General features: G+C 48.6%; 17 protein-coding genes. 15 read left to right on the top strand and 2 right to left on the bottom strand.

Annotation, left to right across the window (positions count from 1 at the left end; all coding sequences use genetic code 11):
- From AB7U36_RS07345 to AB7U36_RS07330, 4 genes are all read left to right on the top strand, one after another.
- A partial coding sequence (locus tag AB7U36_RS07345; RefSeq protein ID WP_428159141.1) for a DUF4198 domain-containing protein occupies positions 1–638 on the top strand: 638 nt, incomplete at its 5' end.
- Between the two features lie 91 nt (positions 639–729).
- Positions 730–1,824 carry a TolC family protein gene (locus AB7U36_RS07340; protein ID WP_428159140.1) on the top strand — a complete coding sequence of 365 codons (1,095 nt, stop codon included), beginning with the start codon at positions 730–732 and terminating at the stop codon, positions 1,822–1,824.
- A 3-nt stretch (positions 1,825–1,827) separates the two neighbouring features.
- The gene (locus AB7U36_RS07335) at positions 1,828–2,658 is read left to right on the top strand and encodes an efflux RND transporter periplasmic adaptor subunit (RefSeq protein WP_428159139.1); all 831 of its coding nucleotides are present in this window, start codon (positions 1,828–1,830) and stop codon (positions 2,656–2,658) included.
- A complete protein-coding gene (locus AB7U36_RS07330) occupies positions 2,634–3,422 on the top strand; it encodes an efflux RND transporter permease subunit (RefSeq protein ID WP_428159138.1) in 789 nt (262 codons plus the stop codon). The genes AB7U36_RS07335 and AB7U36_RS07330 overlap by 25 nt, the downstream gene beginning before the upstream one ends.
- A gap of 3 nt (positions 3,423–3,425) precedes the next feature.
- Here the strand turns inward: AB7U36_RS07330 and AB7U36_RS07325 are convergent, their stop codons facing one another.
- Positions 3,426–4,598, bottom strand: coding sequence for an ATP-binding protein (locus tag AB7U36_RS07325; protein ID WP_428159137.1), 1,173 nt, complete (start codon positions 4,596–4,598; stop codon positions 3,426–3,428).
- 264 nt (positions 4,599–4,862) lie between these two features.
- Between AB7U36_RS07325 and AB7U36_RS07320 the strand changes: the two genes are divergently transcribed.
- From AB7U36_RS07320 to AB7U36_RS07270, 11 genes are all read left to right on the top strand, one after another.
- Positions 4,863–5,030 carry a hypothetical protein gene (locus AB7U36_RS07320; protein ID WP_428159136.1) on the top strand — a complete coding sequence of 56 codons (168 nt, stop codon included), beginning with the start codon at positions 4,863–4,865 and terminating at the stop codon, positions 5,028–5,030.
- Between the two features lie 29 nt (positions 5,031–5,059).
- A complete protein-coding gene (locus tag AB7U36_RS07315; RefSeq protein ID WP_428159135.1) occupies positions 5,060–5,344 on the top strand; it encodes a type II toxin-antitoxin system Phd/YefM family antitoxin in 285 nt (94 codons plus the stop codon).
- Positions 5,344–5,763 carry a type II toxin-antitoxin system VapC family toxin gene (locus AB7U36_RS07310; protein WP_428159134.1) on the top strand — a complete coding sequence of 140 codons (420 nt, stop codon included), beginning with the start codon at positions 5,344–5,346 and terminating at the stop codon, positions 5,761–5,763. Before AB7U36_RS07315 ends, AB7U36_RS07310 begins: the two co-directional genes overlap by 1 nt.
- Before the next feature lie 3 nt (positions 5,764–5,766).
- Positions 5,767–6,240, top strand: a complete 474-nt coding sequence (locus tag AB7U36_RS07305) for an efflux RND transporter permease subunit (protein ID WP_428159133.1) — start codon at positions 5,767–5,769, stop codon at positions 6,238–6,240.
- Positions 6,241–6,348: 108 nt separating this feature from the next.
- Positions 6,349–6,582, top strand: a complete 234-nt coding sequence (locus AB7U36_RS07300; RefSeq protein WP_428159132.1) for a type II toxin-antitoxin system ParD family antitoxin — start codon at positions 6,349–6,351, stop codon at positions 6,580–6,582.
- 2 nt (positions 6,583–6,584) lie between these two features.
- A complete protein-coding gene (locus tag AB7U36_RS07295; protein ID WP_428159131.1) occupies positions 6,585–6,896 on the top strand; it encodes a type II toxin-antitoxin system RelE/ParE family toxin in 312 nt (103 codons plus the stop codon).
- A 175-nt stretch (positions 6,897–7,071) separates the two neighbouring features.
- The gene (locus AB7U36_RS07290) at positions 7,072–7,491 is read left to right on the top strand and encodes a bacteriohemerythrin (RefSeq protein WP_428159130.1); all 420 of its coding nucleotides are present in this window, start codon (positions 7,072–7,074) and stop codon (positions 7,489–7,491) included.
- Positions 7,488–9,443 (top strand): ATP-binding response regulator, encoded by a 1,956-nt coding sequence (locus AB7U36_RS07285; protein WP_428159129.1) that lies wholly within the window; start codon positions 7,488–7,490, stop codon positions 9,441–9,443. Before AB7U36_RS07290 ends, AB7U36_RS07285 begins: the two co-directional genes overlap by 4 nt.
- 17 nt (positions 9,444–9,460) lie before the next feature.
- Complete coding sequence (locus tag AB7U36_RS07280) at positions 9,461–10,912, top strand: sigma-54-dependent transcriptional regulator (protein WP_428159128.1); 1,452 nt, start codon at positions 9,461–9,463, stop codon at positions 10,910–10,912.
- A 183-nt stretch (positions 10,913–11,095) separates the two neighbouring features.
- The gene (locus AB7U36_RS07275; RefSeq protein ID WP_428159127.1) at positions 11,096–11,476 is read left to right on the top strand and encodes a hypothetical protein; all 381 of its coding nucleotides are present in this window, start codon (positions 11,096–11,098) and stop codon (positions 11,474–11,476) included.
- Between the two features lie 71 nt (positions 11,477–11,547).
- Positions 11,548–13,548, top strand: a complete 2,001-nt coding sequence (locus AB7U36_RS07270) for a HAMP domain-containing methyl-accepting chemotaxis protein (protein WP_428159126.1) — start codon at positions 11,548–11,550, stop codon at positions 13,546–13,548.
- A 126-nt stretch (positions 13,549–13,674) separates the two neighbouring features.
- Here the strand turns inward: AB7U36_RS07270 and AB7U36_RS07265 are convergent.
- Positions 13,675–14,941: FAD-dependent oxidoreductase (locus AB7U36_RS07265; protein ID WP_428159125.1), on the bottom strand; the 1,267-nt coding region annotated here is incomplete at its 5' end.

The following is a 14,941-nucleotide window of genomic DNA, read 5'->3' as shown; positions in this document are numbered from 1 at the left end:
TGAAAATCCCTTCTGCCGAAACTGCCACCGCGGATACGCAGACCCCCAATTTCGATGTGTTCGGTGCAGATATCGGCCTTCAGAAAATTGCCCTGAAAAAAGAGAGCATGCCGAGTGTCTATAAAATAGAAGCCAGGTCCAAACCCGCCTTTTACACCAAGTTCATCGACACAAAAGATAAAAACAGGCTGAAAATGAAACCCAAAGACCAGGTCAAAGATATTAAAAAAGTATTGATGGCCGTGAAGTACCAGGCCAATGCCGTATCCTATGTGGTATTGAAAAAATGGGAAACCCCCAGGCCCACAAACCAGGGGCTGGAAATCATTCCCATGACCGACCTTTCCCGGGTTAAGGCCGGAGATCTGGTGGAATTCGAGGTGCTGTTCATGGGCACCCCCCCAAAGAGCGATACATATATCACTGCCTCAACCCCGGCCTTTGACAAAGGAAGGCATTTCTCCCTTTTTTCAAAAATCAAGGAAGGCAACGCCCAGTTTATCGTGCAGTGTCCGGGACCGTGGATGGTCAACTGCTCCCACAATGGCAAAGTCGAAAAGGACGGGCCTTTGAAAGATTTTTACGGTAAGGCAGACTCCTCCATTACCGGATCAACCCTGACCTTTAATGTTAAATAGGGATTGTAGGGTGTAAAACGCCTGCCCAGGCCCGGGCAGGCACTCTTGCCCATGCCACCAACCGGCAAAGATACAAAAACCGGGTTGTGAAATGATGCGCTATGCTTTGATCTCTGTTGTATTGATGTCGTTTTTCTATATTTCCGGCTGCAATCTGATATCCCCTGATCCTGGGGCTGTGATGCCCGTTGAGATGCCTGATGCCTATGTTCATCAGACAAATACCGGCACGTCCGGGACGGGTGAAGAAAACCCGGATGGTGGGTGGTGGCTTGGATTCGGCGTTGATGAACTGAGCAAATTGATTCAAACAGGCCTTGGCGCCAATTATGATCTCAAAGTGCTTAAAGCCAAGGCCGACCAGGCCCTGGCAGATGTGAAAAGCGAGAAATCAAATTTCTGGCCCTCTCTTGATTACTCCCTTGGGGGCAAGCGAACCCATTCCCGATCTAAGACCGAAGGCCGGTCAGCAATTTCGGACCATGATCACACCTATTCCGCTTCCCTGGATGCTGGATATGCCCCGGATCTGTGGGGAAAAACCCGTGCCAATGTCAATGCAAGGGAACTTGAATATCTGGCTGCACGCCAGAATCTGGAGGACGGGGCTTTGACCCTGTCCACGGATATTGCCGGTACCTGGGTGGATATCCTGTCCGTGCGGACCCGCATGGCAGTGCTTACGCGGCAGATAGAAGCCAACCGAATGACGCTTAAGCTCCAGGAATTGCGCTTTACCAACGGCAGGGCCACGGCCCTGGATGTGTCCCAGCAGCGGGAAGCCCTGGCCCAGGTGCTTTCTGCCATGCCTTTGCTTGAAAAAGAGGAAAAACAACTGGTGAATGCCATGGGCCTGTATCTGGGCCAGACACCGGGGACTTCTGTGGCTGTTTCCGCCCCGAACCTTCCCCAAACCTTTCTGAACGCCTATATTGAATTGCTTGGGCAGCAGCTGACCGCCGTGAAAGCGACCCTGCAGGACGCCCGGGTTCAGTATCTGAACGGCCAGAGCAGTTACCTGAACTATCTGTCTGCCTGGGCCTCCATGGAAAGTTTGGAACGTCAGCTGATCAGCGAGCAGGCAACCTATGTTAAAGAACGGATTGCACTTTATAAAGCAACAGGCTGGCGGGGTTCTTTTTTTCAAGCGCCCCCCACCCGTGATAATCATGCCGGAACCAGGTGAGTTATGAACCAGATCCCTTCAAAGACATCCTTTGGCGTTACCCTTGTAAAAATTATTCTGCCCGTGTGCCTGACAGCATTAGGTGTTGCCGGATTTTGGTACTACAAATCCAACACAGTGAAATTCAAACGCAAACCTGCGGCGAAAATCGCCCCGGTGGTGGATATCATAAAAATGAATCCCGGCCGGGCCACAGCCCTGATCCGGGCAATGGGTACGGTCCGGCCGGACCGGGAAGTGGTGATTAAATCCCAGGTGGCCGGAACGGTCATCCAGGTGGCGCCTGAATTTGTCCGGGGGGGATTGATCCCCAAGGGACGAACCATGGTCCGGATTGATCCGGCAGACTATACGCTGGCCGTAAACAAGGCCCAAAGCGCATTGGCCCGGGCCTGGGCGGATTTTGAAATTGAAAAGGGCCAGCAGCAGGTTGCCAGGGAAGAACTCAAACTCATGGCCGCCATGTCTCCCAACGGGGTCCGGGAGACCAGCCTGGTGTTGAGAAAACCCCAGCTTGAACAGGTCAGGGCTGCTGTGGCAAGTGCCCAAAGTGATCTTGACGCCGCGCGCCTGGACCTGGAACGTACCCGGATAATCGCCCCCTCCATGCCCTGGTACTGTCCAAAGCGGTGGATGCCGGTGCCATGGCCGCAGACCAGGGCGCCCTTGCCACCCTGGTGGACGTGGCCTGCTTTCAGGTGGAAGTCCAGGTGCCCCTGGACCGCCTGGACCGGATCCAGGTCCATGAAACCCAGGGCAGTCCGGCCCGTATCCGCTCCCTCTATGCGGGCCGGGAATGGGAGTGACGTGTGGTGCGGACCACCGGGGCGGTAACCGAGCAAAGCCGCATGGCAGGCGTCATTATCCGGGTGGATGACCCCCTGGGGCCGGGGCCGGCCAAAGATCGTCCGGCCATGCTGCTGAACGATCATGTGGAAGCGGTCATTGAAGGCCAGTCCTTTGAGGATGTATTTTCCCTGCCCCGGGCCCTGGTCCGGGAGGATTCCAGGTTGCGGTATACGGTCTTTGCCCTGGGGCTTGGTTTGTTGCTGATCACCGCCGGATATGTGAAGTCCGGAAAAATGGGCATGACTCTGTTTCCAAGGGTTGAATCCGATTTTGCTTTTTGTAGTGAATATCCCATGATTTCGGACATTGATGACGGATCTGCCCGGGGAAAACAGCAGTTCGATATCACCCTGACTCCTGCGGGCTTTCGCATGGGGCTTACCCCGGGGACCATTGCCGCTAAAATCCGGCATGCGTACCAGGGGATTGAGGCGGTGAAACTTCAGCGGGGAAGAAACGAGATCACGGTAAGAGTGCGGCTGGCAAGGGACGAGCGCCTTTGTGAAACCGCATTTGAAAATTATGTGATCAATACCCCAAACGGAGAGATCATGCTCAGGGATGCAGTTAAAATCATCAAAGGAAGGGCCTATACCGAAATCAGCCGGAGCAACGGCCGGCGGGAAATTAAGGTTGCGGCCAATGTGACGCCCCAGTCCATGGCCGAAAATATTATCCGGGACATGAAGCAGGATATCCTGCCCTCCCTTTTTTTTCCAGAGTGCTCACGGCGGAATTGTCACAAATAATATTCAACCGGTAACAGGTATCCTGGAATAAACCGGATTCAGGCAGATATAATCTTTTTTCTTAAGCGGCCTGGTTTGTTTTATATTTAAAGCCAGAATGTGTTCTATCCTGAATCTGTTTTGAAAAAGGGGGGCAACCTTTTCAAAGTTAAGTTTTCCAGGATGGATACTCTCCCCGGCTTTTGCCTCAATAAGGGACAGTTCGCCTTTTTTTTCAACCACAAAATCAATTTCAACACCATTCTGGTCCCTGTAAAAAAACAGATCGACTCCAGGCCTTAATCCAAAGGTTTTTATCAGCTCCATCATCACCAGATTTTCCCATAAATTTCCTTTATATGCATGGGCAAACCAGTCTGATTCATTTTCAATTCCTAGCAGATAACAAAGGAGGCCGTGATCGGCAAAGTAAACCTTGGGGGATTTAATAAGCCTCTTTCCGATATTTGCGTAATAAGGTGGAAGAAGATATACAAGTCCGCTGATTTCAAGGGCATGGACCCATTTTTTGATGGTTACATCAGAGACACCCACATCGGCCGACAGCCCTTTGTAGTTGAGCAACTGTCCGGCTCTGGACGCGGTAATACGAATAAACTTCCTGAAATCGTTCAGATTTTTCACATCAATAATAGTTTTAAGATCTCTTTCAATATAGGTTCGGATATAGCTTTCAAAAAAGTCCCCGACATCCAGGGCGGGATTGGACCAAAGCTCAGGATATCCGCCTTTCCAAAGATAATCGTTAAAATTCAGGTGTTTTTTATTTCGCAATTCTTCGGCCCCAAGGGTTTCAAGATGTAGGAGAACAATCCTTCCGGCAAGACTTTCACTAACCTGTTCCATCAAGGCAAACTGCTGGCTTCCGGTCATGATCCACCTGCCGTAACTGCTTCTGTCCTGATCAATTACGAGTTTCAGTTCCCTGAATACTTCGGGAACATATTGTATTTCATCCAGGATTACCGGGTCTTCGAACCTGCTTAAAAAAAATTCCGGAGATTCTTTGGCAGCCTCAACCTCCCGTAAATGATCAAAGGTGATGTACTCCGTTTCCGGAAACAGCTTTTTAAGCAATGAACTTTTTCCGGTCTGTCTTGCACCGGTCAAAAGTATCGCCGGTCTTGATTTAACAGCTTTAACTAAATTTGCGGACAGGCTTCGGTTAACCCACATTTCAATCTCCTTTTTTAAGATATCTCAAATTATAACTTCGAAATATCTTAAGGTAAAGCCTCAATTTAAATGTATCCCGGATGTGCCGGCTTGCATTCCCTTGCAGTTAAAACAGGCAATCACACAATCCCTGGCAGGAAAGACGGCTATTTTGACTCTTTTCCCTTTACCCCGATTGAAATAAAATCATCACGAACCTATAGGGATGAATTCTTAAACGGCACCTGTTATTTTTAAAAAATTTCCGGTTCAACCCAGTCCGGAATGCTGATTTATGATGGCGATATCGAAACGGAGAAAAGCCAGCTTGCGACTATCCAAAAGCCTAGCCCCTCTCTTTTTTTATTCATGCGTCAGCATTTTGTTTTTTCAAAACTACATTTGACAGAATTATCAGAAGAGACTACAATGGCCACAAAGGTAAGCCCTTGAAATTTAAAGATAACGTTGGAGGCGCGGTTATGACGGATCAAATTGGAATCAGGGAGGCCAAAATACACCTGAGCAAATACCTGAGGATGGTCAAGCAAGGCAGGGAAATAATTGTAACGGAACGTGGCCAGCCCATCGGAAAAATTGTTCCCATAGCAAAGGATGACATCCCATTAAAAGACCGCATAAAAAAACTTGAAGATTCCGGAATTCTGGAAGCTGAAAAAAAAGCAGCAAAAATGAAGCCGCCCATTCCCATTAAAGGCGGTAAAACTGCCCAGGCATATCTTCTGGAAGACAGAGTGGCACGGTGATGATAATATTATATTGGGACGCATCAGCCATCCTGTCGCTCCTTGTTGAAGACATACACAGCGCAAAAGCAATAGAGATTGAAAAACAAAAAGGAATTCACTTTACTTCCACCCTTGGCATTGCCGAAACCTATGCTGTTTTGAAAAGGATGAACCATGAAAAAGTGTTGATGGATATCTTATATGAATCCGCTGTTGACTCTTTTGAAAGAAGTGCCATACGCAAAATCAACACACAACCGGATCGGACTATTGTTTGCGGGTTGTCGTCACAATATGTTCTAAAAGGCGCGGATCTCTGGCATTTGGCGGCGGTTAAAACAATTCAATCAGAACTGCCCGAGGTTGTGCTTCTCAGTTTTGATAAACAATTGACCATTGCTGCTGAGAAAGAAGGGATCATTTACCTTGGAAATTAACTTGTGTCATCCTCTGTGGGCCGGTATCCGGGCCTGTCCTACGGATTAAAGGGTAAGCAGGCTCATCTCAAGGAGAGTATGACCGCGCTGTTCAAAGGCCTGGGCCTGTCGCTATTCTGTGTGTTTGCCCTGCTGGCCATTTCCTTTAAAAGTTATTTTCAGCCCTTGATCATTATGATCTGCATTTCATTCGGCATCATCGGGGCCGTGGCCGGCCATATTATCATAGGGTATTCCATGTCCATTCTGAGCCTGTTCGGCATTGTGGCCATGGCAGGCGTGGTGGTCAATGACGCTTTGGTGCTCATTGATTTTGCCAACCGCCTGGTGCGCGGCGGCATGCCTGTGAGGGACGCAGTGACGGCCGCCGGGATACAGCGGTTCAGGCCCATTATCCTGACAACATTAACCACCTGCGGGGGGCTTGCGCCTTGTATTTACATGATGTTAGAGGACATAAAAATTTTTTTTGAATAGTGTTTGGGAGATGAAGGCTATGTCTCCTACTGTGTATCAGATAGTTCAGTATTGGCAAAAATTGCCATTGGTGTTATATTTAAAAAAACTTATTAAAGGAGACCCGATATGGCAACACTGAATGTATCAATGCCTGATGAGCTTAGAGCCTTCATCGAATCCCGTGTCCGCACGGGTGAATACCAAAGCGCCAGCGATTACTTACGTGACCTTATAAGGCATGACCATGAAAAAATTGATCAGCTTTTATTAGAAGGTGTCAACAGCGGTGATTCTTTGCCGCTTGACATGAAAAATATCAAAAAGAAAGCTAATTCCCTGCTTCAAAAAAAACAGGGTTAATAATGCCCAATATATTCATAACACCAGCCGCTGAAGATGATTTGATCAATATATGGATCTATATTGCACGAGATAACCCTAAAGCTGCTGATAGAACTTTTCAAGCCGCTGAAGCAACCTTTGAGTTACTCGCTGAGATGCCAAGCATCGGGGTTTCTTATTGGACAACACACCCTAAATTAAAGGACGTTAAATTTTTTCCTGTTAAAAATTTTTCAGACTATATCGTCTATTATCGGGAATTAACTGAATGTATTGAAATTGTACGCGTCTTACACGCCCGCATGAAAAAGAATCTGTGGTTGGAAAACTGAATCTCGGGTCTAATTGGGAGGGTTACGCACATCCCTGCTTGTAAAAAAGGAATTTCCTGCCTGTAACTCCTAGGATGTTTTTGCTATACTCAACCTATGTTGTTCTTGTGGAGCAAAATCAGACAATTTATATCCCGCTTGATTAGGGATTTTGCCGGGGGGTGGAAATAAACCGATGGATCAGACTCAAAAAATCACCTGGACAAGCGATTTCAAAATCGGCATTGGTGACGTTGATCTGCAGCATGAGTATTTTGTCTTCCTGATCAACCGGCTCATTGATGAGCTGAAAATATCCGACGATTCCGCTTATAAACACCGGCTTCTTGAGGAGCTGTGCCTTTATGCCGGGTTTCATTTTACGAGTGAAGAAAATTTAATGATGAAAACCGGTTTTCCCGGCCTTGGGGAGCATAAACATCTTCACCGCGATCTTCTCAGCAGTCTGAACGACAGAATAAACTATTACAGGCTGTCCAGGGAAACCGAAAAAGAGATAATAAAATTCCTCATAGACTGGTTTACCCGGCACACATTGAAAAAAGATCGCCTATTCGGTCAATTTATGTGTGAAAACCTTACCCCAAAGAGATGACACGGACCGATCAATCCATTTTTATCATATCAGATAACCGGAAATCCGGGCTTCTGGCTGAAATTTTGTCCGGTCAGGGGTATTGCCTTTTCCATGCATCACCCAAGGATGATATATCCGCATTGGTTAACCATGCCGGACCGGATCTGGTACTGATTGATATCGAACGGTCAATACGCAGCGGGATAAAGATCTGCCGGTCTTTGAAGAGGGAAAAAATATCAGAAGCGATCCCGGTTATCATAACAGCCATGCTCCCGGACCTGCAGGACAAAGAAGATGCCTTCAAGGCCGGTTGTTCTGATTTTATCACCAAACCCTTTTCATTTGCCGAAGTGATTGTACGAATAAAAAACAGTCTGCTCATCCGGAAAAATATGGAATCCCTTGAGCAGATTGTCGATATTCAGACAAAACAGTTGAAGGCCGAAAAAGAGCGTTTTTCAAAACTGTTCCTGTCAAGCCCGGATGCCACATGCCTTATCCGATTGTCCGACAGATGTATGATCGACCTGAATCCATCCTTTGAAATCATGTTTGGCTATCCAAAAGAAAAATGCGTTGGCAGGGAATTCGATGAACTCCACCTGTTTGCGGACAGTCGAATTAAAGATGTGATGTTTGATTTGAAGGGCAGCCAAAAGCCGGTGAGGGATTTCGAAGGCAGGGCAATAAGGGCCTGCGGGGAAATATTTGACGTGTCCGTATCTTCGGATGCCGCAACCATTGGTGAAGAAAGCTGTTTGATTGCCATCATCAGGGATATCAGCGCGCGCAAGGCCTCTGAAAAGGAGAGAAAGATGCTTGAAGATCAACTTCAGCAGGCCCATAAACTGGAATCCATCGGGACCCTGGCCGGCGGAATTGCCCATGATTTCAACAATATCCTTTCTGTGATCATCGGATATACCCAGCTTGCCATGCTCCATATTAAAAATGACCGTGAAACCTGTGGAAAGCTTGAGCAAGTCCTGGCGGCAAGCAGCCGGGCCAAGGATTTGGCGTCACAGATTCTTATGTTCTGCCGGAAGGAGACCCGGGAACTTAAACCCCTTAACGTCCAGATTATCGCAAAAGAAGTGCTGAAGTTTTTGCGCTCGTCCTTTCCCAGCACAATTAAAATCACACAGGATATCGCCCTGGATTGCGACATGATCCTGGCAGACCCCACCCAGATTCATCAAGTGATTATGAATATCTGCACCAATGCCTTTCATGCCATGAAACAGACCGGCGGTACTCTGGATGTTTCCCTTAAACAGGTGGAACTTAACCAGCCCGATGCGATCGGTCTGGTTTATCTGAAACCGGGCCAGTATATCAGAATACAGGTCAGCGACACCGGATGCGGCATTCCAAAAGATACCCTGCACAGGATTTTTGAACCCTACTATACAACCCGGCCAAAGGGAGAGGGAACAGGCCTCGGGCTTGCTGTTGTTCACGGCATCGTAGCCGGTCTTAAAGGGGGAATAACCGTGGAAAGTGATCCGGGGACAAAGACCATGTTCCAACTTTTTTTTCCGGTGGCGCCCCTGGAAAAAGAAGGCCCCGAAGAAATTTTGACCGCCCTTCCGACGGGCAACGAACGGATCCTTTTTGTGGATGACGATCCGATTTTGGTGGCGGTGAATCAGATGCAGCTTGAGGCTTTCGGTTATACCGTCACAGGCGTATCAAATAGCCCGACGGCTCTGGAACTTTTCCAAAAGAATCCGGATGGATTTGATCTGGTCATAACGGACATGACCATGCCGGATATGACGGGTGATGTCCTGGCTGGTAAAATACTTGAGATCAGGCCGGAAATACCCATAATCCTTGCGACAGGATATAGTGAAACGATCAACCCGGAGCGGGCTGAGGCCAAGGGAATTCGCGGCTACCTCAATAAGCCTTTTCTTCAGCGCCACCTTGCTTTTAAGATCAGGGAACTGCTGGATCAAAATTAAAAAATGGGAGTTGACTGATGGCCAACATATTGATCGTTGACGACGATCCCCTGATCAGGACCCTGCTGATTGAGAGTTTAACCCCCCTTGATCATTCGCTCATGGTTGCCGAAATGCTGTCCGAGTGCCTTTCCATAATATCAACCGGCAAATTTGATCTTGTTCTGCTTGATGTCAACCTGCCGGACGGCAGCGGTCTTGATGCACTTCCCGATATCAGGAGAGCCGTATCCGATCCTGAAGTCATAATCATCACCGGTGAAGGGGATGCTGCCGGGGCGAAAATGGCAATAGAACATGAAGCCTGGGATTATATTCTCAAACCGTTTTCCCTGGAAAAAATCATTCTCAGTGTTGAACGGGCCCTTGAATTCAGGGCATCAAAACAGATATTCACTCCCGCCCCTGATTCTGTTTTTGACCGCAGTAATATTATCGGGACCAGCCCAAAGCTGACCGCATGTCTTTATCAGGCGATACAATGCGCCGGAAGTGATGCCAATGTCCTGATTACCGGGCCCACCGGAACCGGCAAGGAGCTGTTTGCCGGCACCATTCACCAAAGCAGCCGTCAGAAAAAGCACAATTTTATTGTGGTTGACTGCGCCGCCCTGCCCGAGCAGCTGGTCGAGTCTGTTTTGTTCGGAAATGTAAAAGGCGCTTATACCGGTGCTGATGCCGCAAGGGAAGGACTGGTCAAAAAGGCCGATGACGGCACTTTGTTCCTGGATGAAATCGGAGAATTGCCTTTGTCCATTCAAAAAAAATTTTTACGGGTCCTGCAGGAGCGAAGATTCAAACCCGTTGGAGGAACAGACGAGATCAGCAGCAATTTCAGACTGATATCGGCAACCAACAGGGACCTTGACCTGATGGCGGAGAATAATGAATTCAGGAGCGATCTGTTGTTCCGGATCAGGACCATCCACATCCGACTGCCGTCCCTGAAAGAGTGCCCTGAAGACATAAAGCCTCTGTCACTTCATTATATCCATTCCCTGTGTACTCATCACGGTCTGGAAACAAAGGGATTCGGACCTGAATTCCTTGACGCGCTTGAATCGTATGACTGGCCAGGCAACACCAGGGAACTGATCAGCAGTCTGGAACAGGCGATCCTTGCAAATGTGGATTCGAGCATGATTTATCCCAATTTCCTGCCTCCCCATATCCGGCTCCACCAGATTCAGTCCTCATTTAAGATCCAGACGGGTTCTTCCATACCGGCCCCAAATTTCAACCCAGACGATACAGGCGTAACACTATCCCTGCCCCGGGAATTACTTGATCCCATCGCACCGCTTAAACAGGTGAAAACTTATGCTGCAGGTGAAACTGAAAAGCTGTATCTGTCCCGCCTGATGACAGTCTCAAAAGGGAATATGGAAAAAGCCTCGGCCTTTGCCGGCATCAGCAAGAGCCGCCTTTATTCTCTTTTGAAAACGTATAAAACAGGCGTTAATGAATAGACGGTCTTAAAAAGCTGGAAATTCGTACTAAAAAATAAGAAGTCCCCCTGTTTTTCAAAAATAAATCTTTTGGGCTAGTTTATTTATCTTGTTGATATTATTGTAATTTGTTGGTTGTGTCGGATTTGGCACGCCTTTTGTATTATATCTATAGCAAATCGACAATAAACAAAGGGCAGCCCCATGGACATCATTATCTATTCTCAACCGGACAACCCGCAGAAAGACACTCTGTTGAAAAATTTGTCCGAATTTATTAAGCCCGTGCCGATTATGGCTTTTGACTTTGAAGGGTTGTTTTGCCAGCTTCGCTCAAAAGTATCCGGCAGGGCCATTATTATTTTCCTGATCAGCCATGAAGAAGAACTTGAGCGGCTCATGGCAGACCGTTCCCGCCTTTTCAACACCAAGTGTATCATTGTTCTGCCGGAAAACGGGGATGACCTGGCCATGAAGGGCTTAGCCCTTCAGCCCAGGTATCTGGGATATGCGAATTCTGATTTTTCCGACATCTGCCGGGTGCTGGAAAAAATGATCAACAAACACCGCCGCCGCCAGCCATAAAACCGGAATCCGGGGTTTCTATGGCAGGTAATTTCAATAAATAATTCATAATAAAAAATAATGGAGAAAAAATGGATTTTAAAAATGTAACATTAAAAACAAAACTGATTGCCGGGTTTAGCGTTGTAATCATCATGATGCTGATCGTTGCAGGGGCGGGATTCAACGCATTAAAACAAGCCGCTTCAGGATTTGCGGAATACCGTCAGATGGCAAGGAACACCAACCTGGCCGGACGGCTCCAGGCGAACATGCTTGAAGTGCAAATGAATGCGGAAAATTATTTGATATCCGGAAGCGATGAGGCCCTTAAGAATTACCACCGCCGGTGGGCCTTGATGTCCAAATTTCAGGCCCAGGCCCAGGCGGATATAAAGGATCCCAACCAGGCCGAAATGGTTGATGAAATTGAAACACTGCTCACGGGTTACGAAAAAGGATTTGAAGACCTCACTGCCTGCAAATCAAGGCGGAACCAATTGGTTAACGAAGTCTTGAACGTTAACGGTCCGGTCATGGAACAATCACTGACTCAGATCATGATTTCGGCCAATAGTGACGGAGATGTGACTGCAGCCTATTATGCCGGAATAACCATGAGAAACCTTCTGCTGGCCCGTCTTTATATGGCAAAATTCCTGGATACGAATGACCGGACCGCCGTGGACCGGGTTCATAGGGAATTCAGTGACATGAGAAAGGCCTTGGACGTTCTGGACAGGGAACTGGACAATCCCGGGCGCAGGGAAAAACTGGCCCTTGTTCAGAATGCAGAGAAAATTTACCTCAAGGCGTTTGATGATCTGGTTGTCACTATTTTTAAACGGAATGATATTATTGATAATACCATGGACCGGATCGGTTCGGAAGTGGCTGATAAAGTTGAAAAGCTTAAGCTTGATATTAAAGAGGTCCAGGATAAAATCGGGCCCCAGCTTCAATCATTTAACCAGAAGTCTGTCACTGTTATCTCAATCGTCAGCGTGCTTGCCCTGATATCCGGCATTCTGATCGTTACTTTTGTCACCAAGGGGGTTATGGCACAGCTTGGCACTGATCCCCATGAAATTTCAAAAATCGCTGAAAGTATAGCCGCCGGCAATCTTGTGTTCAAATTTGATGAGGACAATGCTAAGAACCGGGGCGTCTATCGCAGCATGAAAAATATGTCCCAGAACCTTTCAAAGATGATTAAGGAGATTGCCAATGGGGTGGTGGTTCTTGAGTCCTCTTCCGAGGATCTGTCTGCTGTATCCGAGCAGATGGCTTCCAACGTCGAGCAGACTGCGGAGAGATCCAATAATGTGGCTGCCGCATCGGAAGAGATGAGTACGAGCATGAATTCAGTGGCAGCGGCTACGGAACAGGCCACGACCAATATTCAGACCATTGTTACCGCAGTCGAGGAAATGTCTGCCACCATCAGCGAAATCGCCAGGAACACGGCCAAGGGCGGCGAAACAACAGCCCGGGCCGTTGACACGGCAGAGCAGGTATCCGGCAAAGTCGACGATCTCGGCCGGGCTGCGCTTGAAATCAGCAAAGTTACGGAAACCATTGCCGATATTTCCGAGCAGACGAATCTGCTGGCCCTGAACGCCACCATTGAGGCGGCAAGGGCTGGCGAGGCCGGCAAGGGATTTGCCGTTGTGGCCGGTGAGATCAAGGCACTAGCCCAGCAGACGGCTCAGGCCACCAGCGAGATCAGCTCCCGGATATCAGGTATCCAGTCCACCACCCGGGAATCGGTGGAAGCCATCAGCTCCATTGTGGCCATTATCAATGAGATCAATGAAATCGTCACCAGCGTGTCTGCGGCCATAGAAGAGCAGTCCGCCACCACCCAGGAGATTGCCAGCAACGTGAGTCAGGCGGCTGCCGGAATCAACGAGGTGAATGAAAATGTGAACCAGGTGTCGGCTGTTGTCGGTGAGGTTAATGTGGATATTAATTTGGTGAATCAAGCTACGGATGATGTCCGTTCCGGTGGGCTCCAAGTGAAATCCAGTGCAACCAAGCTGTCTGAACTGGCCAGCGAACTGAGCAAAATGGTTGGCCGGTTTACTGTCTAAGCCCGGCCTTCCATGAAAAACAAAGGCGCATCAATGGGCGCATATGAAATATGTGCCCATTGATGCAGCGAAGAAGACGGGTAAAAAAATGAACCATATTGTGGATTTTATTGTTTCCATGGCCCTTTATATGGACCGGCCGGCTTCTTCGGCTTCAGCAACGCAAAACATTAAATGTCTGGGTGTTTTGGCATCTCCGATCATATGGAATTTAGCCCGGCTTTGTTTTTCCAGGTGCCTGGCATCCCTGACCGGCTGGTGTTTTTCCGAAATGACAACCGTATCAAATCCCTCAAGGGTCACGGGTTCGCCCCTGGAGGTAAAGATTACGCCGTCATCGGTAAAGGATTTAATTGTCACCGTTTTATATAAAGTGACCCCGCAGGCCTTCAGGCGTTCCCGCAAATAATACCGGTCATTGGAGGACATCTCTTCGGCAAAACTTTTTTTGCGGTTCAGGACCACCACCTCTTTTCCCTGGTCACCCAGTTTATGGGCCGTGATCAGCCCGGTGAAGCCGCCGCCGAGCACAATCACCCTGTCACCAGGAGGCTGTGCACCGGTGAATACATCCACACTGGTGATCAGCGCCATCTTGCTTTTAAACAGCCCTTTGATCACGGGCATATCCGGCATGGAGCCCGTGGCCAGAATCACATGATCAGGGTCAAAGGAGGCCAGAAGCTCGGAAGACAACGGGGTATTGTAATTCACGGCTACATTGAGGCGCTCAAGTTCGTTTCTGAAAAAGCGTAAAATATCGCCCAGCTCCCCCCTGCCGGGTGCTGTGGCAGCCAGGGCCAGAAGTCCGCCCTGGCCCGGACCTTTTTCATATATTTTCACCTGATGCCCGCTTTGGGCAAACATCCTTGCGGCAGCAAGCCCGGAAGGTCCGGCCCCGGCCACAAGGATTTTCCGGCTTTTTTCCGGCCTCTTTTCTCCGGCCAGTTTATATTCCCGGCCCACATCGGGATTGACCACACAGGAACCGGGTTCCTTGGCAAGCACGGCATGGATACACCCCAGGCAGCAGCCCACACAGGGCCGGATAAGTGAGGCATTTCCGGCTTTGGCCTTATTCGGATATTCCGGATCTGCGATAATGGAGCGTCCTAATGCCACCATATCTGCTTTTCCATCCCTGATGGCGGCATTGGCCATGGCCGGGTCCTTGATCCGTCCTACGGTGATCACAGGCACATTGACCACCTGCTTAACCGCCTCAGCCATATGTATAAAACACCCCTGGGGTGTATACATGGACGGGATGGTCAGCTCTGTGGATCCGTAAACACCACCGGACACATGGATGTAAGCTACCCAGGCCTGTTCCAGGAGCGGGGAAATGCGCAGGGTATCTTTAAGTTCCCATCCGTTTTCAATGTAATCATTG

Source organism: Desulfobacter sp. (genome assembly GCF_050177295.1).
This window is presented reverse-complemented; position numbering and strand designations above follow the sequence as displayed.